This window comes from Mesorhizobium neociceri (genome assembly GCF_013520985.1).
Lineage (GTDB): Bacteria > Pseudomonadota > Alphaproteobacteria > Rhizobiales > Rhizobiaceae > Mesorhizobium > Mesorhizobium neociceri.
In genome coordinates this window covers 283202-309515 of the sequence record NZ_JACDTY010000007.1, presented here as the reverse complement: position 1 = coordinate 309515, position 26314 = coordinate 283202, and the positions used below count along the sequence as shown (strand labels likewise).

Genomic DNA, 26314 nt, shown 5'->3' with positions numbered 1-26314 from the left:
TCGCATGCAGACGGGCCTTAGACCCGGTGTCAAGGGCAGTCAAGCGAAGCAGCATGCTGGTCCGCCCACTTGACGAAGCCGTGATCTCGGCCGCCGTCAGCGCGCCAGCCGCGAGATGCCTCGGCGCCTCAAGTATTGAACTTGAACAGCAGCACGTCGCCGTCCTGGACGACATATTCCTTGCCTTCGTCACGCGCCTTGCCGGCTTCCTTGGCCGCCACTTCGCCGCCCAGCGTGATGTAGTCGTTATAGGCGATGGTCTGGGCGCGGATGAAGCCGCGTTCGAAATCGGTGTGGATGACGCCGGCCGCCTGCGGGGCCTTGTCGCCTTTGTGGATGGTCCAGGCGCGGGTTTCCTTCGGCCCGGCGGTGAAATAGGTGATCAGATGCAACAGATCGTAGCCGGCGCGGATAACCTTGTTCAGGCCGGGTTCGTCGAGCCCGAGCGAGGACAGGAACTCCATCTCCTCTTCGTCGGAGAGCTGGGCGACTTCTGCCTCGATCGCGGCTGAGATCACCACGGTGCCGGCGCCCTGTGCGGTGGCCATCTTTTCCACGGCCTTGGTGTGCTCGTTGCCGGTGGCGGCGTCGGCTTCGGCTACGTTGCAGACATAGAGCACGGGGTGCGAGGTCAACAGGTTCAGCCCCTGCAGGATGCGCAGATCCTCCGCTGAAATGCCCTTGAGCAGGATGCGGGTCGGCTTGCCGGCCTGGAGGAGCTCGAGTGCAGCCTCCATCATCGGCAGCACGGTGGTTGCTTCCTTGTCCTTGCTGCCGGCGCGCTTGCGGAACTGCACGATGCGGCGCTCGAGACTGTCGAGGTCGGCGAGCATCAGCTCGGTCTCGACTGTATCGGCGTCGGCGACAGGGTCGATCTTGCCCTCGACATGGGTGATGTCGTCATCCTCGAAGCAGCGCAGCACATGCACGATGGCGTCGACCTCGCGGATGTTGGCGAGGAACTGGTTGCCCAGACCTTCGCCCTTGGAAGCGCCGCGCACCAGGCCGGCAATGTCGACGAAGGAGATGCGGGTCGGGATGATCTCCTTCGACTTTGCGACCGAAGCGATCTTCTGCAGCCGCGGATCCGGCACCGCGACCTCGCCGGTATTCGGTTCGATGGTGCAGAACGGATAGTTGGCGGCCTGCGCCGCCGCAGTCCTGGTCAACGCATTGAAAAGCGTCGACTTGCCGACGTTGGGCAAGCCAACGATGCCGCATTTGAAACCCATTTTGTCCGGTCCTATCGGGAAATCGAAATTTGATGAGGGCTATGGGCGATAGGGGTGAGCAACGTCAAGCCCTGCGGTCCCGATAGCGTCGACGCTCAGTCCTTCTTGCCGAACAGCTTCTTCAGCATGGCGGCCATCGGGCCGCTTTCCGGCAGCTTGGCCGGCGCCTGCTGCGGCCGTGCCTGGCGGATGTGGCTCTGGGCTTTCGGGCTCTGCGTGTTCGGCGCCTTGGGCGGCGGCCGGTCGTCATCGCCGGTCGGCACGAGCTTGTCGCGCAAGGCCAGCGTCACCCGGTTCATGAAGGAACTGTCGTCGCCCTTGGCCAGCAGCCCGGCATCGTCGGCGATGGTGCCGAGCAGCACGTCCAGCCATTCGCGGTCGGCCTTGGCGAAATCGCCGAGCACATGGCCGTGCACCATTTCCCTCACACCGGGGTGGCCGACGCCGATGCGCACGCGGCGAAAATTCTTGCCGACATGCTGGTCGAGCGAGCGGATGCCGTTATGGCCGCCGGCGCCGCCGCCGACCTTGACCCGCAATTTGCCGGCCGGCAGGTCGATCTCGTCATAAAAGACGGTCAGCGCCTCGGGGCCGAGCTTGTAGAAGCGCAAGGCTTCGCCGATCGCCTGTCCCGACAGGTTCATGAAGGTCTGCGGCTTGATCAGGAGAATCTTGTCGCCGGCAATCGTGCCTTCGGCGATCAGGCCCTGGAACTTCTTCGACCAGGGCGAAAAGGAATGGCGGCGGGCGATTGCGTCCGCCGCCATGAAGCCGACATTGTGCCGGTTATCAGCGTATTTCGCGCCCGGATTGCCGAGGCCTGCAAAGACAAGCATCGTCTGCTCCGGGCCCGAAAACTACTTCTCTTCGGCAACAGGGGCCGCCACTTCGGCGGCTGCTGCTTCCGCCGTCTCTTCCGTCTCCGGCTTCATCGCCGAGGAGCCGGCAATGGTCGCGATGGTGAAGTCGCGGTCGGAGATCACCGGCTTGACGCCGGCCGGCAGGGTCACCGCCGAGATGTGGATCGAATCGCCAATGTCGGCGCCGGTGAGATCGACGGTGATGAATTCCGGGATCGCATTGGCCGGGCAGTGGAACTCGACTTCGTGACGCACGATGTTGAGCACGCCGCCGCGCTTGATGCCGGGCGACTTGTCTTCATTGATGAAGTGGACAGGCACGTCGACATTGACCTGGGTGTCCTTGCCGATGCGCAGGAAGTCGACATGGACAGGGAAATCCTTGACCGGGTCGAGCTGGAAATCCTTGGGCAGAACCTGGATCTTGTTGCCGTCGACATCGATCGTGGCGATCGTGGTCAGGAACCCGCCGCCATGGATCTTGTAGTAGACGTCCTTGTAGTTCAGCGCGATAGCCAGGGGAGGCTGTCTGTCGCCGTAGATTACTGCAGGCACTTTACCGTTACGGCGAACTGCACGGGCGGACCCCTTACCGACCTGTTCGCGCGCTTCGGCCTTGAGCTCGTAAGTATCGTGGCTCATGGCATTTCCTTTCGCGTGTTATGGAGCGTTTGCGGCGGGCAATGTGCCTGGACCGTAAACGTCGAAAGCCGCCAGGCCTGGATGTCCGAATGCGAGAAGCCGCATACGCGGACCTTTGTTCGGGATCACAAGGGAAGGCAGCCTTCCGCCGCGTTGCCTCCAAGGGTGTCTACGCGGGTGGCGGCTCTATAGCGGAAGGCGGGAAAGGGTGCAAGTCATGAGCCTGACGGCATTCTGATGGATCCGCTGCGTGAAGATACAGCATTTGACCGGCGAAGTGCATGCGTCTTGCAAAGAGCGGAGGCGACTGGCTAGGTTCCGGTTCCGCGACTGCGAGGAACCAAGATTTCGAAGCCCACATTCCTTGAGATCGCTCGCCGCGCCGGGGTCGGTACCGCGACGGTTGAGCGCGTGCTGAACGGCAGGGGCGGGGTCAGGCCCGCAACCGTCGAAAAGGTCGTCGCCGCGGCGCGTTCGCTCGACTATCCGCGCCGCCTGCCGGACGCGCATCGCGGGGTGATCAGGATCGAGGTCATCCTTGTTCGTCCGGATGCGACCTTCTTTGCCCGGCTGTCGCGCGCCTTCGAGCGCATCGCCGCTATGCTGGACCGGACGATCGCCGTACACCGCACTTTTCTCGACGAAGCGGATCCGGCGGCCATCGCTCGACGGATTCTCGATCCCGAAATGCGCCGCGCAGCCCTGATCCTGGCTGTTCCGGACCATCCGCTGGTCGGCGCGGCACTGAGGCAACTGGAGGCCGACGGCATTCCGACGGTGCAGATCGTCACGCAGATCTCCGCAACGTCCGGATCCTATGTCGGCATCGACAATTACGCGGCGGGGCGCATGGCCGGCCTGCTGATGGTGCGCATGCAAAGGCGGCCGGGCAAGGTGGTGGCGATCTGCCACAGCCAGATCTACCGCGTGCACCGCGAGCGTGTGCGCGGCTTCTTCGACTATCTGACCGAGAACGGCGGCGACTTCGAGCCGGCCGCCACGCTCTTCGGTCACGATGAGGGTGACCGCAATGCTGAACAGCTGCACGAGGCGCTGAAGCGCTGGCCAGACCTGACCGGTCTCTACAATGCCGGCGGCGCCAATGCGGCTCTGAACGAGGTCATGCGCCGACATCCAAGCGGGCGCGACATCTTCTTCGTCGGCCATGAACTGACCGAGCGCAGCACGCGGGCGCTGCGCGACGGCACGATGGATGTCGTGCTCGACCAGGCGCCGGAGGCGCAGGCCAGGCGCGCCATGGATCTGGTGCTTGCCGCGCTCAATTTGCACGACCTTTCGGTCGAGAACCCGCCGATCCGTTTCATCACCTTCACCGCCGAGAACCTTTGATCTGATTTGATCAACGAACAAGCGGTCTTTCGTCGGTCGCGGTGCTACGCCTCTCGCAAATGGGAGGGATCGCTGGTGACGAGGCGGCTGACGGTACACGATCTGCAGAGCGCAAAAGGCAGCCGCAAATGGCTGCAGCTGCATGTAGACACGCCAGCCGAGGCAGCCGCAGCCGTGGCCTGCGACATCACCGTCCTGTCCTGCGAGCCTGACCACAATCTCGAACCGATCCGGCGAGCGGCACCGCTCGCCTTCCTCTCGGCCGGCATGCCGCATGGCGCTGTCGCTTCACCCGAGGAGGCCGTGCGGCTTGGCTTTGCAATGATCAATCGTGGCGCCGATGCGGTTTACTGCTCGCATTCGCCGCGTTTCATCGAGGCGATGGCAGCGGAAGGCATTCCGGTTACCGGTCATGTCGGGCTGGTGCCCAACCGCGCCACCTGGACCAACTTTCGCGCCATCGGCAAGACCGCGGAAGAGGCCATCAAAGTGCTGCGGGCGGTAAGGGATCTGGAGAATGCAGGCGCCGCCTGTATCGAGGTCGAAGTGGTGCCGGTGCGGCTCGCCGACCACATCACCCGCTCGACGCCGCTGATCACCATGGGCATGGGCTGCGGCTCGGCCTGCGACACGCAATATCTGTTTTCCAGCGACGTGCTTGGCACCCATTCGGGCCATTACCCGCGCCATGCGCGCCGCTATGCCGACTTCGTCACGCTGGAATCCGAATTGCAGGAAAAGCGCATCGCCGCTTTCCGCGCCTTCGGCCGCGACGTGACGGAAGGGCTTTATCCAGAGGCGAGGCACCAGGTGGAGATGGACGATGCCGCCTATGACCGCCTCCTCACCCTCTCCCAGTCTTTGTGAGGCCGACATGGACGACCTGAAATACGGCAAGCGCAACAAGCGCGGCGACTGGGCGCCTGACGAGCCCGCCGGGACGGCGCCCCTCTTCACCTTCCCGCCCCGGCCTTTGGCGCTGCTGAAATGGCTGCCGCATTACTTCCTGCCCTACAATCTTTTGTTTGCCGTCTCTGCTGTGGCTTGGTGGCACTTCGTGCTGCCAGACACCGAGGTGATGAAGACGCTTTCCTGGGGCTGGATCGTCAGATTGTTCGTCGTGAATTGCGCAGCGCTGCTTCTGTTTTTCGGCGCCTTCGAGGTCCGGCTTTATCTCTTAAAAACGCAGGGCAACCGTTTCAAATACAACGGCAAATGGCCGTCGGAGCAGAAGAGCAAGGCGTTCTTCTTCGAGAACCAGAACCTCGACAACATGCTGCGCACCTTCGGCACCGGCATGCCAATCTGGACGGCGATCGAGGTGGCGATCCTCTATGCCTACGCCAATGGCTACGTGCCGTGGCTGACAGTCGCCGAGCACCCCGTCCACCTGTTCTGCCTGGCGCTGGTGGTGCCGATCATCCACGAGACGCATTTCTTCCTGCTGCACCGGGCGATCCACTGGCCGCCGCTCTACAAATGGGTGCATTCGGTCCACCACAATTCGGTGAACCCGTCGCCGTGGTCGTCGCTGTCGATGCACCCTGTCGAGCAGTTCGGCTATCTCGGCGTCGCGCTCTGGCACCTGATCATCCCGTCGAACCCGCTGCTCGCGTTATACCAGCTCCACTATGCCGGCTTTGGCGCCATTCCCGGCCATGTCGGCTTCGACAAGGTCGAGCTCGGCGAGGACACCAGCATCGATAGCCATGCCTACATCCACTACCTCCACCACAAATATTTCGAGGTGAACTACGGCGACGGTCTCATCCCGTTCGACCGATGGTTGGGCACTTTCCACGACGGCAGCAAGGAAGGCGAGGCCCGCATGCAGGCCCGCTACGAGAAGAAGAAGGCGCGCGCCAACGCCGACGCGGGGAGGTAGCGGCGCTGCCCATCAGGCATCCCGCAAGGGCCGGTATTCAAGAAAAGGGGTGAACCGGCACCCCTTCAGAGGGAGGAAACCCGTGAAGAAGCTTCTGTTTTCGACAGCGCTGGCAGCCTTGATATCGACGGCGTTTGCCGTGACGATGTCGACCAGCGCCTTTGCCGCCAAAATCGGTGTCAGCATCGTCAATTTCGACAACAATTTCCAGACGTTGCTGAGGGACGGCATGCAGGCCCGCGCCAAGGAAAAGGGCGCCGGCATCCAGGTCGAGGACGCCCAGAATGACGTCGCCAAGCAGCTCGACCAGGTAAAGAACTTCATCGCCAGCGGCGTCGACGCCATTATCGTCACGCTGGTCGACACCAGCGCGTCAAGGACGCTCAGCGAGGAAGCTGCCAAGGCCGGCATCCCACTGGTCTTCGTCAACCTCGAACCGAGCGACATGGCGAACCTGCCGGAGAAACAGGTCTATGTCGGCTCCAACGAGGTCGAGTCAGGCACGCTGGAAGCGTTCGAGGTATGCAAGATGCTGCGCGCCAAAGGCAAGTCGGCAGGCGCCAACGCCTACATTGTCATGGGCAGCCTGGTTCACCAGGCGGCCCTGCAGCGAACCAAGGATGTCGAGCAGATCTTCGGCACCGACATGTGCAATTTCATCAAGGTGATCGACAAGCAGTCGTCCGAATGGTCGCGCGACAATGCGCAGAATCTGATGACCAACTGGCTGACCGCCGGCGGCGCGCCGGACGCTGTCATTGCCAACAATGACGAATCCGCCATCGGCGCCATCCTGGCGCTGAAGGCTAATGGCATCGACATGAAGAACGTCGTCGTCGGCGGCATCGACGCCACGCAGGACGGGTTGCAATCGATGAAGGCGGGCGATCTTTCTGTAACGGTGTTCCAGAACGCCAAGGGGCAGGGCGGCGGCGGTGTCGACGCGGCTCTTGCACTGGCCAAGGGCGAGAAGGTCGACCGTGTCGTCTATGTCCCGTTCGAACTGGTGATGTCGGCCAACGCGGCCGACTACCTCAACAAGAATTAATCCCAGGACGGGGCCTCTGGGCGGCTGTCATTGCCGTTCCGGAGGCCGACCGCAACTCATAGAGGAAAAAATGTCCAGCTGGATCAGGGCCTGCGGTCTCGACGATATCGAACAGGAAGGCGCCCGCCGCTTCGACCATCAGGGGCGAACCTACGCCATCTTCCGCTCGCCCGATGACGAGGTGTTCTGTACCGACGGCCTGTGCACGCACGAGGCGGTCCACCTCGCCGATGGGCTGGTCATGGACTACGAGGTTGAATGCCCCAAGCATGCTGGCGCCTTCGATTATCGGACCGGCGCGGCAAAGCGGCTGCCGCCTTGCGTCAATCTCAGGATCTATCCTGCGAGGGTCGAGGCGGGTTCGGTGTTGGTTGCCATCAGCTAGTAGTGGGGCCGAGTCGGCGCGCAAGGCCCGCTTTACTGATTGCCGCTCAGTGCGTCGCGCAGGGTCTGGATCTGCCGGTTCAGCGCGTCCAGCTGAGGCAGCGTCATGCCCGAGCGCTCGATCAGGGTTTCGTTAAGGCAGTTGCACTGGACGAGCAGGGAGCGACCGGCCGTGGTCAGGTCGACCTGCACCTGGCGCTCGTCGGTCTGGCTGCGCTGGCGGGTGACCAGGCCGGCCTGTTCCATGCGCTTGACCAGCGGCGTAATCGTACTCGATTCTAGCGCAAGCCGGTGCGCAATGCTGCCGACCGACATGCCGTCGGCCTCGGCAAGCGCGTTCAGCACCAGGTACTGCGGATAGGTGATCCCCATCTCGTCCAGCATCGGCTTGTAGGTGCGGTTGATCGCCATGCTGGTGGCGTAGAGCGTGAAACAGAGCTGATTGTCCAACGGGAGAGGCACGACGCATTCCTTTGCCAACTGAGCGTTTCAGATATGTACCACGAAAAATGATATCGCGATACATATTTTCTGTAGACAAGGGTTTCGATCTGCGCTAGTCATATTGTTATCGCGATATTGATTATCGCGAAAGACAATAAATGGAGATTGAGATGACCAAGCCCGGCAGCAGCACGATCACCACCAAGGACGGCACCGAGATTTTCTACAAGGATTGGGGAACCGGCCAGCCCATCGTCTTCCATCATGGCTGGCCGCTGAGCAGCGACGACTGGGACGCCCAGATGCTGTTCTTTCTGTCGAAGGGTTACCGCGTCATTGCCCATGATCGCCGTGGCCACGGCCGCTCGACCCAGACCGATACCGGCAACGAGATGGACACTTATGCCGCTGACGTCGCGGAACTCGTGGCGCATCTCGACCTCAAGAACGCCATCCATGTCGGCCATTCCACCGGCGGCGGCGAGGTGGCGCGCTATGTCGGGCGGTATGGCTCGGGCGGCCGTGTCGCCAAAGCAGTGCTGATCGGCGCCGTGCCGCCGATCATGGTCAAGTCCGCGGCCAATCCTGGCGGCCTGCCGATCGAGGTGTTCGACGGTTTCCGCTCCGCCCAGGCTGCCAACCGCGCGCAGTTCTTCCACGATGTTGCGGCCGGCCCGTTCTACGGCTTCAACCGTCCCGGCGCCGTAGTTTCGCAGGCTGTCGTCGAGAATTGGTGGCGCCAGGGCATGATGGGTGGCACCAAGGCGCACTATGATTGCATCAAGGCGTTCTCGGAAACCGACTTCACCGACGATCTGAAGGCAATCGATGTGCCGGTGCTGGTCATGCATGGCGACGACGACCAGATCGTTCCGATCGCCGACTCGGCGCTGCTGTCGGTCAAGCTGCTCAAGAAGGGCGAGCTCAAGATCTACAAGGGCTTCCCGCATGGCATGGCGACGACCCATGCCGATGTCATCAATGCCGACCTGCTGGCCTTCTTCAAGGCATAGAATCGTCCACTTGGATAGACAAAGGCACCCGCCGTCAGGCGGGTGCTTTTGCTCTCATCGAAATGTCGGACAGTACCTACTTGACGAGAAAACCAGTGATCAGCTTGACGGTTGCGTCGGGGTTCTCCTCCATGATCCAGTGACCGGAGTCAGGCACGATGCCGCCTGTGACATCGGTCGCAACAAGCCGCAATGTATCGGCCTGCGTTGTGCCGGCGGATTTTTCCCCGCCAACAGCCAGCACCGGCATGGTCAGTTTGCCGCCGGCGGCGAGCATCGCCTGGTTGTCGATCGCGTCCTGGTCAAAGGCCTTGAACTGCTCGAAAGCGTCATGCATCGCATGCGGGCGGGCATAGAGTTTGGCGTAGTGCCTGCGCGTTGCCTCGTCGATCTTCTTGGGGTCGGCCGACAGCTCGTTGTAGAAGCGATCGAGATAGATGCGCTCGCGCCCCGCGACCAGCCGCTCCATATCCGGACCGCGGAAGTTGAAGTGCCAAAGCAGCGGGCTTTGTTTGATCTTTTCCCAGTCGCCTATGCCGGGCAGCGGCGCATCGATGATGACCCATTTGGTGATGCGCTTGGGATATTGCGCGGCAAGCGCATAGCCGACCATGTTGCCGATGTCGTGGGTGACCAGATCTGCCTTGTCGATCTTCAGGGCATCCAACACGCCGGCGATGTCGACGGCCTGGTTCTTCTTGGTGTAGCCCGCTTCCGGGTGGGCAGACAGACCCATGCCGCGCAGATCCGGCACGATGACGGTGTGGTCCTTCGCAAGTGCCACCGCCGCTGCGCCCCACATGTCTCCGGTATCGGCAAAGCCGTGCAGCAGCACGACGGCGGGACCTTTGCCGCCGACGCGCACATAGAGTTTGGTGCCGTTGGTTTCGACGGACTGCGTCTTGAAACCCGGTGGAAAAGGAACGATGCGCGCCGTAGCCGGCAAGGCAAAAAGAAGCACACCCAAAACGGCCAGCACGATCTTGCGCATATCTTTCTCCAGAGACGTCGGAGGCCCCAAGCCTTCGTTGATGACTATTTCCTAACAGGCTTTTCATCCGGCATGTGGTGAAAGAATCAAAGAGGGCGCGGCAAATGCCGCGCCCTCGGGTCAAATCCGGAAAATCGAACGGTTTTAGCTGGCTATCGCCTGCGCCTTCCTGGCTTCCTTCATGTTGGGCAGGAACACCGTCAGTAGGCCGAGCAGCGGTAGATACGAGCAGATCTGGAAGACGAAATCGATGCCCTTCATGTCGGCGACGACGCCAAGCACGGCAGCCGCAATGCCGCCCATGCCGAAGGCGAAACCGAAGAAGATGCCGGCGATGGTGCCGACACGTCCCGGCACCAGTTCCTGCGCAAACACCACGATGTTGGAGAAAGCCGAGGACAGGATCAGGCCGATCAGCACCGTCAGCACCATCGTCCATTCGAAATTGGCGTAGGGAAGGGCCAGCGTGAAAGGCAGCACGCCGACGATCGAGAACCAGATCATCGCCTTCTGACCGTAGCGGTCGCCGAACGGGCCGCCGAGCAGGATGCCCAGCGCCGAGGCGCCAAGGAACAGGAACAGCATGACCTGGCTCATCTGCACCGACACGCCGAACTTATGGATGGAGTAGAAGGTGTAGTAGCTGGAGAGCGAGGCGATGTAGGCGTTCTTGGTCAGCACCAGCAGCGTCAGGACGATGAGCGCACCCATGACCTTCTTGCGCGGGAAGGGCGAGACGAAGCTTGCCGCCTTGCGGTTGCCTTGCGCGGCGCGCATCCGGCTGTACCAGCCGCCGACCCGCGACAGAACGATGATGCCGATCAGCGAACCGACGGCGAACCAGGAAATGCTGGTCTGGCCGAAGGGCACGACGATGAAGGCGGCGAGCAGCGGCCCCATCGACTGGCCGAAATTGCCGCCGACCTGGAACAACGATTGCGCCAGGCCAAAGCGGCCGCCCGAGGCAAAGCGGGCAATGCGCGAGGATTCCGGATGGAAGATCGCCGAGCCGATACCTATCAGCGAGGCGCCGACCAGAAGCAGCGCATAGTGCCCGGCATACGCCAGCACGATCAGGCCGATCAGCGAGGACGCCATGCCATAGGGGAGGGAATAGGGCATTGGCCGCTTGTCGGTGATCATGCCGATGACCGGTTGCAGCAGCGATGCCGTGACCTGGAAGGTGAAGGTCAAAAGACCGATCTGCCAGAAATCGAGACCGTAATTCTCTTTCAGCAGCGGATAGATCGCCGGCAGCAGCGATTGCATGATGTCGTTGACACCGTGGCAAAAGCTCACCGCAAGAATGACGGTGAAGGCGGTCGCCTGGACTGAGGGGAGGCTGGCGCTTGGCTGCGGCGCAGTGCTGGTGGCTGTCGTATCGGTCAAGGCAGGCTCCGAGGTCTTTTTGGCGGGTGTTTGCCCGCAGGCAGGCTTGGCGGCCGCTCCTGCGGACCGCCTTAAGGACGCTCGTATGAAGCGCCTTGGGGGACGACTGCCTTATAAGCCGCTTGCGAGGCGACTTCTTTCGTGGTTTGGTCCAATAGTTTCGCAAGTGGGCCATAGCCGATGCCACATGGCAGGGACATCTTCCGCGCCGGCAATGCCGATCTCGGCCGATTGCACGAAAGCCGCTGGCAATGGCTGGAGGAGGTTTCCGGGCCGGCGGTGGCTTTGCCGACCGAATATCCGGACGGTTACCACGTGCCTCAACACCGCCACAGCCGCAGCCAGCTACTGCATGCGCTGGTCGGCGTCGTGCTGGTGACGACCAGGTACGGACGCTGGATGGTGCCGCCCGACCACGCAATGTGGATCCCGGCCGGCACCGAGCATTCCGTCGAAATGCTGGGCGATGTCTCGATGCGCTCGGTCTATGTCATGCCGGGCGCGATTCCCGGCCTGCCGGAAGGATTGCGCGTCGTTGGCGTCACCGAACTGATGCACAGCCTGATCGTCGAATCGGAAAAGCTGCCGCAAGGCGGTGAACTCGAAGGGCGCGGCGGGCTGATCATGAACCTGCTGTTGCACGAAATCCCGACACTGCCGGAACGGCCGCTCGGCCTGCCGTTTCCGTCCGATCCAAGGTTGGCGGCACTGTGCCGGCGTTTTGTCGCGGCACCGTCGCCGCATGCCACGATCGACGAGTGGGCCGATGCCGCGGGGATGAGCCGGCGCTCGTTCACCCGCGCCTTCCATCGCCAGACGGGGCTGTCCTTGTCGACATGGCGCCAGCAGGCCTGCCTGTTTGCAGCACTTCCCAGGCTCGCCGACGGCGAGCCGATCACCAGGGTAGCGCTCGATCTCGGCTATGACAGCGTGCCGGCCTTCATCACCATGTTCAAACGGATGCTGGGCGCCTCGCCGCGCGGCTATATGCGCGGCGCGCGCGACGAAGGCATGCGGCGGGCTCAGCCTCGACTTGAGGGCCCGGCGCCTTAACGGACGCCGGAGCGCGCGCTGACGCTGCCTAGTCCATCTGAACGCCGCTGGCCTTGACGATCGGCTCCCACTTGGCGAGCTCAGCCTTCACATGCGCTCCAAGCTCTTCCGGGGTGGAGGCCACGATCGAGGCGCTGAACTGGGCCATGCGGGCAATCACGTCCGGATCCTTCAGAGACCCAACTGCCGCTTTCTGAAGAACGGCGATCACCTCCGGCGGGGTGCCAGCGGGCGCGAACAGAGCGTTCCAGCTATAGGTTTCATAGCCGGGAATGGTTTCGGCGATAGCCGGTATGTCGGGGAAGGAGGGCACGCGTTCTTTGGTGGTAACGCCAAGCGCCCTCAGCGTCCCGCTCTTGATATGCCCCGACGAGGACGGCAGGTTGTCGAACATCATCGGCACCTGATTGCCGATAACGTCGTTCAGCGCTGGTCCGGCGCCCTTGTAAGGGATGTGCTGCATGCTCACACCGGCCATGGTTTTGAAAAGCTCGCCCGAGAGATGCAGCGGGGTGCCATTGCCTGATGAGGCGTAGGCGTATTTGTCCGGATCCTTCTTCAGCAGTTCGATCAGCTCCTTGACGTCCTTGGCGGGGAATTCAGGGTTCACGACCAGGACGTTCGGCACCAGGACAAGCAGCGATATCGGAGCGAAATCCTTTTCCGCATCGTAAGGCTTTGTCTTCAGGATCAGTGGGTTGAGCGCGTGTGTGGCAACCGTGCCCATGAGGATCGTGTAGCCATCGGGTTCAGCCCGGGCGACCTGGGCAGCACCAATGCTGCCACCGGCGCCGCCGACATTTTCGACGACAATCTGCTGGCCCAGCTTCTCGGACATCTTGTTGGCGACGAGGCGCGCGACGAGATCCGTTGAGCCGCCGGCGGAAAAGGGGACAACCATTGTGATGGTCCGGTCCGGAAAATCGGCGGCCCAGGCCGCCGGCGCCGAAAAGGCGGCCGCGATGGAAACCGCAAGCCCGAGCAAAGTCCTACGCCGCATTGGCATCTGCTACTCCTCCATTGTTTGGAGGGGCAGTATGCCATGCCAAGCGCGTCGGGAGAAATGTCTGCTTGCAACAACAACGCAGATTACGGGCCGCTAATGTAGGCGTCCGCTTTATCTGTTTGTTTGACGCAATTCCCCGAGGGAAAGCGCTACGCGCCTCTCCAGGGAAAACGCTTCACACTTTTCTTGGAATTGCTCTAGTCGAACAGGCTCGACACCGATTCCTCGGTTGCCGTGCGCGAAATCGCCTCGCCCATCAGGTCGGCGATGGAGATGACGCGGATGTTCGGCGCGTCGAGCACGCCCTGCGTCGGCTGGATGGAATCGGTGATCACCAGTTCCTGCAGCTTGGAGCCGCTGATGCGCGCGACAGCGCCGCCTGACAGCACGCCATGGGTGATGTAGGCGGTGACGCTGGTGGCGCCGTTGGCCAGCAGCGCATCGGCGGCGTTGCACAGCGTGCCTCCGGAATCGACGATGTCGTCGATCAGCAGGCAATCCTTGCCGGCGACCGCGCCGATGATGTTCATCACCTCGGATTCACCGGGCCGTTCGCGGCGCTTGTCGACGATGGCCAGCTGTGCGTCAAAGCGCTTGGCCAGCGCACGGGCGCGCACCACGCCACCGATGTCGGGAGAGACGACGACGACATTGCCGAGCTGCTTGTATTTCGCCTTCACGTCGCGGGCCATGACCGGCACCGAGAACAGATTGTCGGTCGGAATGTCGAAAAAGCCCTGGATCTGGCCGGCATGGAGATCGAGGGTCAAAACGCGGTCGACGCCGGCGCGGGTGATCATGTTGGCGACCAGCTTGGCCGAGATCGGGGTGCGGCCCGACGCCCGGCGATCCTGCCTGGCATAGCCGAAATAGGGAATGACCGCGGTGATGCGCTTGGCCGAGGAGCGCATGAAGGCATCGATCATGATGAGCAGTTCCATCAAATGATCGTTGGTCGGAAACGAGGTGGACTGCAGGATGAAGACATCCTCGCCGCGCACGTTTTCCTGGATTTCGACGAAGATTTCCTGATCGGCGAAACGTCTTACGCTGGCTTTACCCAGCGGGACGTTGAGATAGCGGGCGACCGCTTCGGCCAGCACCCGGTTGGAATTGCCCGCGAAAAGCTTCATGCACCGTTCCTGGCGAAGGATGGGGGAGGTCCTCTTAACCGGGCTTTTAGCGAGCCGTGCCGGTATTGCAAGCCTCGTTGGTCGGAATCCGCCGGCTAATCTCAAAAACGTCAACAGTGGCGAAAGCCGGCAACAGGCGGATCAGCCGGCGCTGCCGCCGAGCCAGGCCGCGAACTGGTCGATCGTCTGGTCGGCTATCGCCTGCATGGTGGCGGGCGCGACAGCGGGCCAGCCTTCGGCGGCATTGGCTGAGGGCGCCTTCTGCTGGCCGTTGATGCGGTGCAGCCGGTTGCCGGCGGGGTCATAGACATCCCAGACGTAGATGACGGTGGTGTCCGTGCCTTCCGTCATGGTCGAGAAGTAGCCCTTCAGCACATGCGTGGCGGCCTGGTCGGCGCTGCCGGCAAGCGTGATGCCGCGCTGCCTGGCGCGCGTCTGCAACTCGGCCGTCAGCGGCGTTGCTGCCTCCACCGAGGCGCCGACGATGGGCGCGATCTGCAGCCGCGTCTTCGACAGGGCGGCGGCGCTCTGCGCTGGGTTGGCGGGTGTGGTGGCGCCGACCGTCGGCGCTGGTGTGGTGACCGGCGCGGTGCCTGGGGCTGCCGATAGTGGCTGGGCCGGTTGGGCCGAGGCTGCCGGTGGCGTGATGGCGGACGGTTCGAGGACGTCCTTGGCGTTGGTGCAAGCGGCCAGCACAAGCGCTGCGAGCAATGACACGGTCGTCACATGCGATCGTCTCATCTGCCCGAAAACTCCTTAGCTGTGAACGCCCCCGCGTGGACCAACCATTATGGATTCACTGTACGATCAAGTCGAGATCATGGCGTGAAAGCGGCTTCGGCTGGGATTCGGTGGTCAGGTAGGTGCGGCCAAGCGTCATCGCGGTCTCGGTTTCGGAGTCCATGATGATCATATGCGCGAACAGCGTCATGTTGGGCGCGATCGGCTCGGGATTGCCCTGGTAGAACATCGGTAAGTCCATCCAGGACGGGGCGAAGCGGGCACCGACCGAATAGCCGCAGGCGTTCAGCCGATGCTTGGTCAGATTGTGCGCTTCCAGCGTGCGGGCATGGGCGTCGAAGACGTCGCCGAAGGTGTTGCCGGGCGTCATCGCCTTCTCGACCGCCAGCAGAGCGGCGCGGGCAGCGTCGAACAGCTCCTGATGGCGCTTCGACACCTTGCCGGTCAGCACCGTGCGCATCATCGGAGCATGATAGTGGTGGAAAACACCCGCCCATTCGAGCGTCAACTGGTCGTTCTTGGTCAGCTTGCGGCGTCCGGCCTTGTAGCGGCAGAGCAGCGCATCGATGCCCGAGCCGATGATGAATTCATTGGCCGGATAGTCGCCGCCGCCGGCAAAGACCGCGCCCTGCATCGCGGCAAGGATCAGCGCCTCGTCGCCGCCCTGCTTGATCAGCGGGAGCGCCGCGTCGAGCGCGTCGTCGGACAGGTTGGCGGCCTTTTCGGCCTTGGCGATTTCGGCCGGGCTCTTGAACAGGCGCAACCGGCCGACAATGCCGGAGGCATCGGCGATCTGGCCGAAGGTCTGCAACTGCTCGTCGACGCGGCGGCCGTTGAAGGCGGTCAGGCCATGGGTGTCGTATTCGACGCCAATGCGGGCGCCGAGCAAATTGAGGTCGTTGAGCAGGTTGCGCAGGTCGATCGCCGGGTTGGCGCCGTCGCGGTCGGTCCACAGGACGATCTTGTCGATGATCGAGGTGTGGCGCGCCTGGCGCAAATCGGCCGAGCGGGTGAGCAGCACCATCGAGCCGTCGGCCTTCACCACCAGGCACTGGAAGAAGCAGAAGCCGAACGTGTCGTAACCGGTCAGCCAGTACATGCTTTCCTGGGCGAAAAGGAGCACCGCATCGAGCTTCTTCTCGGTCATCTCGATCATCAGGCGGTCACGCCGAGCGTCAAACTCCGACCGTTCGAAATGCAGCGCCATTATTCATTCTCCAAAACAATTGCCGAAACCTGCCGACCGTAGTCCGGTTCCTTGCGATGCGTCGTGCGCCGGTAGGAAAAGAAGAGATCCTCCTCGGCATAGGTACAGCGGCCAAGCCCCTCGGCGGTCACGCCGGCCTTCTTGAGCCGGTCGATCGTATAGAGGTTGAGGTCGAACATCGCATGCCCCGGATTGGCCGAAGGCATGAAATAGCCGATGTTTTCGGCATCGGCCTCGACAAAGCGGGCGACGAATTCCGGCCCGACTTCGTAGTTTTCAGGGCCGATGGACGGGCCGAGAACCGCAACGATGCGATCGCGGCGGGCGCCGAGGCTTTCCATCGCGGCAATGGTGTTTTCAAGCACGCCGGTGAAAGCGCCCTTCCAGCCGGCATGCGCCGCGCCGATGACGCGCGCCTCTGCATCGGCAAACAGCACCGGGCCGCAATCGGCGGTCGAGGCGCCGATGGCGATGCCTGGCCGGTCGGTGACGACGGCGTCGGCCTTGGGCCGTGGACCGGGGAAGGGCTCGTTCACGATGACGACGTCGGGCGAGTGAACCTGATGTGCAGTCAACAGATGGCTGGCCGGCACACCCATCCAGGCGGCGACGCGGCGCCGGTTCTCGGCGACCAGCATCTGGTCATCATCCGAGCCGGTGCCGATGTTGAGCCCCTGGTAGATGCCGCTGGAGACACCGCCGATACGGGTGAAATAGCCATGGCGGATGCCTTGCGGCTTCGCCGCTTCCAGCAGCGGCGAGCGAACAGGATCCGGTTTGGTCTGATTCAGCATGGATGGGTTTGTTGTCCGCGCCAGCGCTTTCGTCAAGGCGAAGTTCGCCCAAGTATTTGCGGAAGCCGTGCCGCATTGGGCCCGAGTTGGCGAAAAGCAGGCATTCGACTATAGGCAATGCCAGACAATTTCCGGGGCGGGCGAAAGTTCATGGGCTGGAATCCAGTCAAAAGCCTGATCCGACAGATCCATCAGAACCGGCAGATCCGCAAGGCGAAGGATTTTCGCAACAGCCTGGTGAACGGCTATTTCCGCTCGCGCAATGCGGCTTCGGGGGCGGAGTTCGCTGAAGGTCTCAGGCGGACCGGGTCGCGGCGCTTCTGTTTTGCCATCGCCTACAACACGCCCTGGGTCATCGATGCGCTGACCAAGGCGTGGCAGATCTATTCGAGCGGGATGACACTGGTGGTCATCGACAATTCGTCCAAGCCTGCGGCGCGGCAGGCGATCGAGGCCATATGCCGGTCGCGCGGCATTGCTTATTTCGGCCTACCGCGAAATCCCGAATGGAATCCGAACCGGTCGCATGGCATTGCGATGAACTGGGTCTTCCATAACATCGTGCGTCCGCTGCGGCCCGAACTGTTCGGCTTTCTCGACCATGACTGCTTTCCGGTGGTGGCCCTCGATATAACCAGGCGCATGGAGGGCAAGGACGCCTACGGCACCAAATATCCCGCCAAAAGAGGCCATGACGGATGGTATTTCTGGGCGGGCCTCTGCTTCTTTCGCTTTTCCGTCGTCGAGGATCTCGAACTGGATTTCACGCCGCGCTTCGACACCGGGCTCGATACTGGCGGCGGCAATTGGCCAATGCTGCGCGACAGGCTGGATGACGACAACATCGTCGATGCCGCAAAGACCACGGTCAGCCTGAAGCTCGGCGGCATCGAGGCCGACCATCGCATGCTGGATAACTGCTTCTTTCATGTCGGCGGCGCTTCGTATCGCGGCCTGATCAGCACGCGGCACTATCGCCGGTTGATGTGCGATCATGTCTGGGAAACCTATCTTGGCGGCGTGGCGGGGCGGCTTGTAAACGATCTCTGACGGTCAGCCAGGCTGGTGCGGCTGGATTTTCAGGACCTTGAACAGCGTGCCCATGGCGTCGGGTCCGGCCAGGCGCTCTACCGCGTCGGCAATGGTTTGTCGTGCCTCTTCGCTTGCCTGGCTGCCCAGCAAGCCAGCCCGTTCGAGCAACCCCATGGAAAGCAGGAAGTCGCCCTGCGTCGTCAATTCCACATCGAGGCCATGCGCCCGCACGACCGCGGCCAGCGCTGCAAAGTCGACATGTGCGGTGAGATCTGCTTCGCCGGGATTGGCCAGCACATCTTCGGGAGCGTGCTTGCGCACGGCTTGCAATGTGTCGCCGAAACCGGGCTGGAGATGGCCGTAGTCGGGGAATAGGCCGGCGCCGCCATGGCTGGCTATCCGCTCGGCAATGGCTGCCATCAGCGCGGCGCGCGCCGGCGCCACCTCGACCACAGCGCCTTGCGGCGCCACTACGGCGTTGTCCGGCAGCAGAGTTGCCTCGACCGAGCCGGCGCCGGCGAAGAAGCTCAATTCATCTGCGTCGCCGAGGCCGATCATTCGTTCGCGCCATCCGGCGCCGGCGCGGATGAACTGGCGGATCGGCACGGCGTCGAACAATTCGTTGCCAACGATCAGCAGCGGCGCCTGCGGCAGGGTGGCGATGGTTTCGTGCCACCCGACCTCAGCTGAACTCCCGGCAAGCGTCTGCTTCTGGATTTCGGTCAGCCGCGGACTGGTCTCGATCAAGGCGAAGGACGCGCCTTCGGTGAGCGCTGGATCGAGCCGCGCCAGGGTGCGCAGCATGTCCTTCATCAGCGTGCCGCGGCCCGGGCCGATCTCGGCGACGGTGACCGGCAGCGGCCGGCCGATCGCCAGCCAGGCCTGGTACAGCCAGACCGCGACGAGTTCGCCGAACATCTGGCTGATCTCCGGCGCGGTGACGAAGTCGCCCTCGGTGCCGAATGGCTCGCGTGTGGTGTAGTAGCCATCGACCGGATCGAACAGGCAGAGCGCCATGTATTCGTTGACGGGGAGGGGGCCGAGCGCACCGATGAGGTCGACGATGCGGGTCTTAAGCCGTGTCATGCCGGCTGTGGCTGGGCGATCTGCTTGGCGGTAGCCATCGCCCAGATGCCGGCGAGCACCATCGGCAGCGACAGCACCATGCCCATGGTGAGCCAGCCGCCGAGGAGGTAGCCGAGCTGCTGGTCGGGTTCACGGAAGAATTCGACGAAGATGCGCGACAGGCCGTAGCCGCAGATGAAGGCGCCGCCAACAAAACGCGGCGTCTTCAGCTTCAGCCGCGAATGGGTGAGGAAGCGCAGGACCAGGAACAGCACCACGCCCTCCAGCAAGGCTTCGTAGAGCTGGCTCGGATGACGCGGAAGCGTGCCTGCCGGGCATTGCGTCTGTGCCTGCAGGATGCGCTCATTGCAGAAGACGACGCCCCATGACACATCGGTCACGCGGCCCCAGAGTTCGGCGTTGACGAAGTTGGCGACACGGACAAGGCCAAGGCCGACCGGCACGCCTGCTGCCACGACGTCGAACAGCGACCAGGTGCGGATGCCGCGCTTGAGGGAGAACAGCGTCATGGCGAGGATGACGCCGAGCAGGCCGCCATGGAACGACATGCCGCCCTGCCAGATGGCGAGGATGTCTGCGGGATGGTCGATATAGCGCTTCAAATCGTAGAACAGCACATAGCCGGTGCGCCCGCCAAGCACGACGCCGGCGGCGGCCCAGACGATGAAATCGTCAAGATCGATGGGCTTCATCGGTAAGACGCCGTCTGGCCATAGCCTGGTGTTGGTGACCAGCCGCTTGGCGTACCACCAGGCAAAGAGGATGCCGACGATGTAGCCGATGCCGTACCAGTGCACCGCCAGCGGACCGATCTGGACCAGGATCGGGTCGATGTTGGGAAAGGACAGCGAAGCCATCGGCAGCAGGAAATAGTCGTTCAACAGGGTCTCCCGGAAGGGCTCGCGTTCGGGCGCGGACCATGCGGCAGGGTTTTGGCGGGGTCAAGGCAAGGTGGCGGTTGCCTGATCGTCGCAGAGTTCGGCTCAATCCCGCGGCTTGCCGGCGACCATTTGCCTGAGCGCATCGTTGATCCTGTCCTGCCAGCCTGGACCGTCTTCCTGGAAATGGTCGAGCACGGCGCGATCGATCCTGATCGAAACAAGCTCCCGGACGTTCGGTGCGGCCGCAGCTTCGCGAATGGGAGGCGCGGGTTTCTTGATCGGCTTGAAGGCCGCTTCGGCGGCTGCCATCGGATTTGTCGGTCGGCGCGGAGGCGTTGCCATTGGTTGACCCTGAGTGAGAGCGGCTTGACGCAAGCCGACTAGGAAGCAGTACAATAGTCGACGTAGCGGCATGACGTATAGGCTGGCTGGCGAGGTGCGACGCCGCAGCCATCGCAACGTTCTTGCATTCCGCGCGCAGCGCCACTACGTCAATTCAGGCCAAGCGAGGATTTGCCATGTCGACCGGACCGAACCGCATTCTCGATGAATTCGCCAAGCTGATGACCGATGCCGCTGGAGCCGCGCAAGGCGTGCGCCGCGAAGTGGAGACTGCCTTCAAGGGGCAGGCCGAGCGCATCCTCAACACCATGGACGTGGTGCAGCGCGAGGAGTTCGAGGCAGCGCGCGACATGGCCGCTAAGGCCAGGGAAGAAAACACCAGACTGGCCGCCCGCATCGATGCGCTCGAAGCCAGGCTAGCCGAATTGACCGGACAGGCCGCACCTGCGGCTGCGGTAAAGCCCAAAGCAAAAAAATAATCCTTAAACTTTTCCACAAAGCACAATCCGAAAAAGTGCTTTGCCGTGAATCGTTTACCGGCAATGCATGAATCTTTGTGACAGCGCCTTTCCACATGCTGATGACGCAGTGCGAAAAATTAGGCTGTTCACGCGACTCCCGATCAATAGACTGAATTTGTTGCATGATTCGGAGCAGGGTCATGCGGCCGGGCGGTGGGGTCCGGTCCGGGGTCTTTGTGTCGTGAAGTCCTGGCCGTCCGAGTTCTAGACAAGATTGTTCGTCGTGTGTGCCCCGCGGAGCGTGTGGCGCTCCCCTGAACACAGGAAGCATTCCATGGAACTTCTCGAACTCGAATTCTCCCGCGAAATCCATCCGGTGGATGTCATCGAGCAGGTGGCCCATAACAATGACTGGTCCTTCGAACGGGCCGGCGATGACGAAATCTCGATCTCGGTTGCCGGCAGCTGGACCGATTATCACGTCTCCTTCTCCTGGATGGAGGATTTCGAGGCGCTGCATCTGGCCTGCGCGTTCGACATCAAGGTGCCGGAAGCGCGCGCGCTGGAAGTGATGCGGTTGTTGTCGCTGATCAACGAGCAGATGCTGTTTGGGCATTTCGACCTGTGGGAACAGGAAGGCGCGATCATGTTTCGCCAGTCGCTGCTGCTCGCCGGCGGGGTCGAGCCGTCGAGCCAGCAGGTCGAGGTGCTTTTGTCGTCGGCGCTGGAAGCTTGCGAATGCTATTTCCAGGCCTTCCAATTCGTCGTCTGGTCGGGGACCTCGGCCAAGGATGCGCTGGCCGGAGTCCTGTTCGAGACCTATGGCAACGCCTGAGCTTCCATGAGTTCGAGCAGCGCGCGCAAGCCCGAGATCAGTTTTGCCGATTTTGATCGTGTCGACATCCGTGTCGGCACCATCATTGAAGCCGAGCCGTTCCCGGAGGCGCGCAAGCCGGCATTCAAGCTGAAAATCGATTTCGGCCCCGATATTGGCGTGAAGAAATCTTCGGCGCAGATCACCAAATATTATGCGCTGGAGACGCTGATCGGCCGGCAGGTGTTTGCGGTCGTGAATTTCCCGCCGCGCCAGATCGGCCCGTTCATGTCCGAAGTGCTGACACTCGGCTTTCCCGACGAAGAGGGCGCCGTGGTGCTCGGCGCCATTGAGCGCAAAGTGCCGGATGGCGGGCGCTTGTTCTAAAAGCGCGTCGCGTCGAAACGGATTCAAGCGACGCGCTTTAGGCTTTTGTTTTTATGCATGTCGTTGTCCCAAAACCGAGGTCACTTTTGGGCGACATGCATTTAGGGCTGGCGAAGAGGTTGGGGCCGGAACGCGCCGAGAATGGTTCCGACCGTTGCGGCCGAGAGCACAAGATGCAGGACGTCGAACGGCCAGGCGAGGCCGAAATGCATCAGCATGAGGTTCAAGAAGGAAGGCGGCGCGGCATCCGCGGGAATCAGGATCAAGCCTGCGGCCAGGACCAGCCCATATTTGAATATGGCAACTATTGCGAGAACGATGAACATTATGGCGACGAAACGCAGACGATTGCCGTCGAGCGCACGCCAGCAGCCGATTGGATCAAACGATCCCGTCCAGAGAAAATCGCCGACGAAGAGATACGTCCAGGCAAGTACGAAGCCACCCGCGACCACGTTGAAGGCACCCATCGCCGACGCCCAGGGCGCGACGTCCTCAGTGCTGAGCGGCAGGTCACGCGTGGCCAGCAGGCCGGCAACAAGCAGTCTGTGCTCGCCGGCGACCGCGAAGCCGCAAAGAAGCTGAATGGCCGCGAGAAGCAACGCTGCCAGAACAATCCGCCGGCCGAGCTCAAAGCGCATGCCCGGGATAGCGAAGCGTTTAACACCTTCAATGCCGCGCCGAACAACGACACGGCCATGCTCGGGCGCGTTTGCCATGCGGTCCAGAACGAACGCAAGGACCATCGCCGAGAACGGCGCGGCAACAATCGGAGAAAGCCACTTCCTGGGGTCAAAGCCTCGCGATAGAAGCCAGAGAAGCCAGGCGGGCGCCTGCCCTCGGCAAAAAGAACGAGGGCAAGCGCCGTCAGACAAAGCGTCGACAGAAAGCAGGGAAACCAGGCGGCTATGAAGAGTGGCCAGGCATTCGCCCGGCAATAGCCGAACACCCTCGCAACGGTCTTGCCGATGCGCAGGAGGCGACGTTTTGGCGATACGGCAGGCAACCCGTCCAGCGTTGAAATCGGCGTCAATCCCACAGGGAACTACACTCGCAGAATAATGCACCGCAAGGAACCGCCGCACAAGCTCTCGCAAGGAGCGCGCTCGCAGGGATCAAAGCTTGGCCGTCGCATGATCTCCGATGCATCAACAACTTCACGCGGAAGACTTTTCCAAGGCATTGGCAAGGTGTCGAAGTTCCAGATCTCCTGAGGGAAATTCATGGGTGGGCGGCATTGAGGTGGCCACACAACTGCCACCGATCGGCATCGCCGAGGCACCATTCCCGGCTCGGCCTGACCTGGAACTCACTACATCCTGCGCCGGGTCTGTCAGGCGGCCAGCTTCCGCGGCGTCCCAAGCGCCTCTTCGACTGTATCCATGAACATCTCGGCGCAGGCTTTCCAGCTGTAGCGCATGGCGCGCTCGCGGGCTTCGGCACGGTCGACATTGAGGGCGGCGAGCGAGGCCTCGCGCAGATCGGTCGACACCGCGCCCCCGATGCCGTCGCCGACAATATCGATCGGTCCGGTGACGGGATAGGCGGCGACCGGCGTGCCGCTGGCCAGCGCCTCGATGATGACGTTGCCGAAGGTGTCGGTGCGGCTTGGGAAGACGAAGACGTCGGCCGAGGCGTAGATTTCGGCCAGTTCATCGTTCGGGCGGTGGCCGAGAAAATGCGCCTGCGGATATTTCGCCTTGAGCTTGGCCAGTTCCGGGCCCTCGCCGACGATCACCTTGCTGCCGGGCAGGTCGAGATCGAGGAAAGCGGACAAGTTCTTTTCGATGGCGACACGGCCGACGCACAGGAACACCGGGCCGGGAAAGCCGAGGTCCTTCTTCTTGTCCGGGCGGAAATGATCGGTGTCGACGCCGCGCGTCCACGGCCTGAGCTTGTTGAAGCCGCGTGCGGCAAGATCATCGGCCAGCGACTGGGTGGCAACCAGCGTGCCTTGGCCCGAATTGTGGAAATCGCGCAGCCAGCGATAGGCCCAGCTTTCCGGCACCGGCAGGCGGGCGCTGAGATATTCGGGGAAGCGGGTGTGGTAGCTGGTGGTGAAGGGACGGCCGGCATTGCGGCAATAGCGCCGCGCCATGATGCCGAGCGGTCCCTCGGTGACGATATGGACATGGTCGGCCTTGCGAGCCTCGATCAGCCGCGCGACATGGCCGGGCGTGGTCAGCGCCAGCCTGATGTCGGGGTAGGTCGGCAAGGGCAAGGTGCGAAAAATGTTCGGGGTCAGGAAGTCGACCGTAACGTCGAAGGATTTCAGCGTTTCGGTGAGCCGCTCCAGCGTGTGGACGACGCCGTTGACTTGTGGGCGCCAGGCGTCGGTGACCATCAGGATGCGCATGGCGGCCCTTTGCTCGGATCGTCGGTTGCCTTGATGCGATAGCGGAACGGCACCCATGCGGTTGCCCTCGCTTCGCTCCAGCGTACCCGGGCAGGCACGAGGTCGAAGTGAGGCGGCTGAGCCGAATCAACTGAGGTCGCGCGCTTCATGCGCGCTCTTGATCATGATTTCATGACGGGCGGATGAAAGTGGTTTTTGGCCGAGCCCGCCTTCGAGATCATGCTCTGATCAGGCAGGCACCTTGATAACGGCCCGCAAGCCACCGAGCGGGCTGTCGTCCAGCATGATGTCGCCGCCATGACTGCGGGCAATGTCGCGGGCGATGGAGAGACCAAGGCCGGTGCCACTGGCGTCGAGGTTGCGGGCCTCGTCGAGCCGCACGAACGGTTTGAACACGTCCTCGCGTTTTTCCAGCGGAATGCCCGGACCGTCATCATCGATGGTGACGACGAGCGAGCCACGGCCATGATTGGCGCTGATCTCCACCGTCTTGGCATAGCGCAAGGCATTGCCGGCAACGTTGGACAACAGCCGGGCGAAAGCGTGCGGGCGCACATGCACGTCCGGATCGCCGGCGAGCACGGTCGACAGCTTGCGCTTGTGCAGCGACGCCTCCTCGCCGAGCTTCTGGAAATAGGCCTCAAGATCGAAATGGCCGGCATCTTCCGATGCTTCGCCGCGGGCAAAGGCGATATAGCCTTCCAGCATCGACTGCATGTCGTCGATGTCCTGGTTGAGCGCCGCCTTGGTCTCGGGCTTGCCGCCGGCCAGCGCCAGCTGCAGCTTGAAACGGGTGAGGATGGTTCTGAGGTCGTGGCTGACGCCGGTCAGCATGGCGGTGCGCTGTTCGAGCTGGCGTTCGATGCGCTCGCGCATCTGGATGAAGGCAAAGCCGGCGCGCCGAACCTCCTCGGCGCCGCGTGGCCGAAAATCGCGCGGCATCGGCCGGCCCTTGCCGAAGCTTTCGGCGGCCTCGGCCAGCATCAGGATCGGCCGGATCTGGTTGCGCAGGAAGGGAATGGCGATGGTCAGCAGCACCAGCGAGGTGCCGACCATCCAGATCAGGAAGATGTGGGTGTTGGAGGCATAGGCCTGGCTGCGGCGCACGAAGACGCGCAGCACCTTGCCCTCGAGCTGGATGCGCACCTCGACGATGTTGGAATTGCCGACGGTGTCGATCCAGAACGGGCGGTTGATCTGGCGCGTGATCTCGGTGGAAAGGACATCGTCCAGGATCGAGAAGAACGGCTTCGGCCCGGGCGCTGGCAGCGGGTCGGGCGGCAAGAGGTCGACCTTCAGCTGCATGCGGTCTTGCGCGATGCGGATGATGTTGGCGTAGTCGCCGTCGTGCGGATAGGTCTCGATCATGTCGATGATGGCGGCAATGTCGCGCACGGTGGCCTGCGACAGGCGCTGCGTCACGGTTGCCCAGTGCCGTTCCATGAAGTCAAAGGCGACGACCGATTGCAGAAGGATCATCGGCGCGATGACGATGATCAGCGAGCGGGCATAGAGCCGCTTCGGCATATAGAGCGCGACCAGCCGCCAGAACCGGTTCCAGGCGCGCGGCATGGCTTTCAGCGCGCGTGATAGGCGCGCGCCGAAGCCGTCCGTCCGTTCCAGTTGCGTGGTCGCCATGTGTCCTTCCGCTCGTCGCTCGTCGATGGCACTCGTCTGTGGCCAAAGGGCGGCCGTCGGTGGCATTCTATTCCACGCCGAGCCGTTCTGGAACAGCCGTGGCAGGGCGGCCAATGACCAGCACGCACGGAATCGCAACTATCGT

General features: G+C 62.6%; 28 protein-coding genes. 11 read left to right on the top strand and 17 right to left on the bottom strand.

Translation table 11 applies throughout. From position 1 onward, the window contains the following. Positions 1–128 precede the first annotated feature (128 nt). From ychF to H0241_RS17140, 3 genes are all read right to left on the bottom strand, one after another. Positions 129–1232 carry a redox-regulated ATPase YchF gene (gene ychF, locus H0241_RS17150; RefSeq protein WP_181058826.1) on the bottom strand — a complete coding sequence of 368 codons (1104 nt, stop codon included), beginning with the start codon at positions 1230–1232 and terminating at the stop codon, positions 129–131. A gap of 95 nt (positions 1233–1327) precedes the next feature. Beyond that, positions 1328–2068, bottom strand: coding sequence for an aminoacyl-tRNA hydrolase (gene pth / locus H0241_RS17145; RefSeq protein WP_181058825.1), 741 nt, complete (start codon positions 2066–2068; stop codon positions 1328–1330). A gap of 21 nt (positions 2069–2089) precedes the next feature. Beyond that, complete coding sequence (locus H0241_RS17140) at positions 2090–2734, bottom strand: 50S ribosomal protein L25/general stress protein Ctc (protein ID WP_181058824.1); 645 nt, start codon at positions 2732–2734, stop codon at positions 2090–2092. 345 nt (positions 2735–3079) lie between these two features. Here H0241_RS17140 and H0241_RS17135 point away from each other — a divergent pair, with 345 nt between their 5' ends. The 5 genes from H0241_RS17135 (at position 3080) to H0241_RS17115 (ending at position 7402) form a co-directional block, all read left to right on the top strand. Continuing rightward, positions 3080–4084: a LacI family DNA-binding transcriptional regulator gene (locus tag H0241_RS17135; RefSeq protein WP_181058856.1), complete on the top strand. Its 1005-nt coding sequence runs from the start codon at positions 3080–3082 to the stop codon at positions 4082–4084. 75 nt (positions 4085–4159) lie between these two features. Further along, positions 4160–4951: a 3-methyl-2-oxobutanoate hydroxymethyltransferase gene (locus tag H0241_RS17130; protein ID WP_181058823.1), complete on the top strand. Its 792-nt coding sequence runs from the start codon at positions 4160–4162 to the stop codon at positions 4949–4951. Positions 4952–4958: 7 nt separating this feature from the next. Then, positions 4959–5969, top strand: a complete 1011-nt coding sequence (locus H0241_RS17125; RefSeq protein ID WP_181058822.1) for a sterol desaturase family protein — start codon at positions 4959–4961, stop codon at positions 5967–5969. Positions 5970–6051: 82 nt separating this feature from the next. Then, positions 6052–7017 carry a substrate-binding domain-containing protein gene (locus tag H0241_RS17120; protein ID WP_181058821.1) on the top strand — a complete coding sequence of 322 codons (966 nt, stop codon included), beginning with the start codon at positions 6052–6054 and terminating at the stop codon, positions 7015–7017. Positions 7018–7087: 70 nt separating this feature from the next. Then, positions 7088–7402: a MocE family 2Fe-2S type ferredoxin gene (locus H0241_RS17115; RefSeq protein WP_181058820.1), complete on the top strand. Its 315-nt coding sequence runs from the start codon at positions 7088–7090 to the stop codon at positions 7400–7402. A gap of 32 nt (positions 7403–7434) precedes the next feature. Here the strand turns inward: H0241_RS17115 and H0241_RS17110 are convergent, their stop codons facing one another. Further along, on the bottom strand, positions 7435–7863 hold the full coding sequence (locus H0241_RS17110; protein ID WP_181058819.1) for a MarR family winged helix-turn-helix transcriptional regulator: 429 nt from the start codon (positions 7861–7863) through the stop codon (positions 7435–7437). Between the two features lie 152 nt (positions 7864–8015). Between H0241_RS17110 and H0241_RS17105 the strand changes: the two genes are divergently transcribed. Beyond that, positions 8016–8858 carry an alpha/beta fold hydrolase gene (locus tag H0241_RS17105; RefSeq protein WP_181058818.1) on the top strand — a complete coding sequence of 281 codons (843 nt, stop codon included), beginning with the start codon at positions 8016–8018 and terminating at the stop codon, positions 8856–8858. Positions 8859–8934: 76 nt separating this feature from the next. Here H0241_RS17105 and H0241_RS17100 read toward each other — a convergent pair whose 3' ends face one another. Together H0241_RS17100 and H0241_RS17095 are read right to left on the bottom strand one after the other, a co-directional pair. Continuing rightward, positions 8935–9849, bottom strand: a complete 915-nt coding sequence (locus tag H0241_RS17100) for an alpha/beta fold hydrolase (protein ID WP_181058817.1) — start codon at positions 9847–9849, stop codon at positions 8935–8937. Between the two features lie 144 nt (positions 9850–9993). Beyond that, entirely contained in the window at positions 9994–11238 is a 1245-nt protein-coding gene (locus H0241_RS17095; protein ID WP_181058816.1) for an MFS transporter, read from the bottom strand. A gap of 180 nt (positions 11239–11418) precedes the next feature. On the opposite strand from H0241_RS17095, the gene H0241_RS17090 reads away from it, so the two are divergent. After that, a complete protein-coding gene (locus H0241_RS17090) occupies positions 11419–12291 on the top strand; it encodes an AraC family transcriptional regulator (RefSeq protein WP_181058815.1) in 873 nt (290 codons plus the stop codon). A 28-nt stretch (positions 12292–12319) separates the two neighbouring features. Here the strand turns inward: H0241_RS17090 and H0241_RS17085 are convergent, their stop codons facing one another. From H0241_RS17085 to pgeF, 5 genes are all read right to left on the bottom strand, one after another. Continuing rightward, a complete protein-coding gene (locus H0241_RS17085) occupies positions 12320–13297 on the bottom strand; it encodes a Bug family tripartite tricarboxylate transporter substrate binding protein (RefSeq protein WP_181058814.1) in 978 nt (325 codons plus the stop codon). Positions 13298–13494: 197 nt separating this feature from the next. Continuing rightward, entirely contained in the window at positions 13495–14430 is a 936-nt protein-coding gene (locus H0241_RS17080; RefSeq protein WP_015316090.1) for a ribose-phosphate pyrophosphokinase, read from the bottom strand. Positions 14431–14571: 141 nt separating this feature from the next. After that, entirely contained in the window at positions 14572–15171 is a 600-nt protein-coding gene (locus tag H0241_RS17075; protein WP_181058813.1) for a hypothetical protein, read from the bottom strand. A gap of 55 nt (positions 15172–15226) precedes the next feature. Next, positions 15227–16378, bottom strand: a complete 1152-nt coding sequence (locus H0241_RS17070) for a M24 family metallopeptidase (protein WP_181058812.1) — start codon at positions 16376–16378, stop codon at positions 15227–15229. Further along, the gene (gene pgeF / locus H0241_RS17065; protein ID WP_181058811.1) at positions 16378–17172 is read right to left on the bottom strand and encodes a peptidoglycan editing factor PgeF; all 795 of its coding nucleotides are present in this window, start codon (positions 17170–17172) and stop codon (positions 16378–16380) included. The genes H0241_RS17070 and pgeF overlap by 1 nt, the downstream gene beginning before the upstream one ends. 150 nt (positions 17173–17322) lie before the next feature. On the opposite strand from pgeF, the gene H0241_RS17060 reads away from it, so the two are divergent. After that, on the top strand, positions 17323–18222 hold the full coding sequence (locus H0241_RS17060; protein ID WP_181058810.1) for a hypothetical protein: 900 nt from the start codon (positions 17323–17325) through the stop codon (positions 18220–18222). Positions 18223–18225: 3 nt separating this feature from the next. Here H0241_RS17060 and H0241_RS17055 read toward each other — a convergent pair whose 3' ends face one another. The 3 genes from H0241_RS17055 to H0241_RS17045 form a co-directional block, all read right to left on the bottom strand. Further along, positions 18226–19290 (bottom strand): class I SAM-dependent methyltransferase, encoded by a 1065-nt coding sequence (locus H0241_RS17055; protein ID WP_181058809.1) that lies wholly within the window; start codon positions 19288–19290, stop codon positions 18226–18228. Further along, entirely contained in the window at positions 19287–20171 is an 885-nt protein-coding gene (lgt, locus tag H0241_RS17050) for a prolipoprotein diacylglyceryl transferase (RefSeq protein WP_181058808.1), read from the bottom strand. The genes H0241_RS17055 and lgt overlap by 4 nt, the downstream gene beginning before the upstream one ends. Positions 20172–20273: 102 nt before the next feature. After that, on the bottom strand, positions 20274–20513 hold the full coding sequence (locus tag H0241_RS17045; protein WP_181058807.1) for a BrnA antitoxin family protein: 240 nt from the start codon (positions 20511–20513) through the stop codon (positions 20274–20276). 176 nt (positions 20514–20689) lie between these two features. Between H0241_RS17045 and H0241_RS17040 the strand changes: the two genes are divergently transcribed. The 3 genes from H0241_RS17040 (at position 20690) to H0241_RS17030 (ending at position 22175) form a co-directional block, all read left to right on the top strand. Next, positions 20690–20992 carry an accessory factor UbiK family protein gene (locus tag H0241_RS17040; protein WP_181058806.1) on the top strand — a complete coding sequence of 101 codons (303 nt, stop codon included), beginning with the start codon at positions 20690–20692 and terminating at the stop codon, positions 20990–20992. Between the two features lie 316 nt (positions 20993–21308). Further along, the gene (locus H0241_RS17035) at positions 21309–21809 is read left to right on the top strand and encodes a type III secretion system chaperone family protein (RefSeq protein WP_006202532.1); all 501 of its coding nucleotides are present in this window, start codon (positions 21309–21311) and stop codon (positions 21807–21809) included. A gap of 6 nt (positions 21810–21815) precedes the next feature. After that, positions 21816–22175, top strand: a complete 360-nt coding sequence (locus tag H0241_RS17030; protein ID WP_181058805.1) for a tRNA-binding protein — start codon at positions 21816–21818, stop codon at positions 22173–22175. A 101-nt stretch (positions 22176–22276) separates the two neighbouring features. On the opposite strand, the gene H0241_RS17025 is transcribed toward H0241_RS17030, so the two are convergent. The 3 genes from H0241_RS17025 to H0241_RS17015 all read right to left on the bottom strand — a co-directional run bounded on the left by H0241_RS17025 (position 22277) and on the right by H0241_RS17015 (position 26169). Further along, complete coding sequence (locus H0241_RS17025; protein ID WP_235984316.1) at positions 22277–22921, bottom strand: hypothetical protein; 645 nt, start codon at positions 22919–22921, stop codon at positions 22277–22279. 587 nt (positions 22922–23508) lie between these two features. Next, entirely contained in the window at positions 23509–24531 is a 1023-nt protein-coding gene (locus H0241_RS17020) for a glycosyltransferase family 4 protein (RefSeq protein ID WP_181058804.1), read from the bottom strand. 228 nt (positions 24532–24759) lie between these two features. Beyond that, the gene (locus H0241_RS17015) at positions 24760–26169 is read right to left on the bottom strand and encodes an ATP-binding protein (RefSeq protein WP_181058803.1); all 1410 of its coding nucleotides are present in this window, start codon (positions 26167–26169) and stop codon (positions 24760–24762) included. Positions 26170–26314 lie beyond the last annotated feature (145 nt).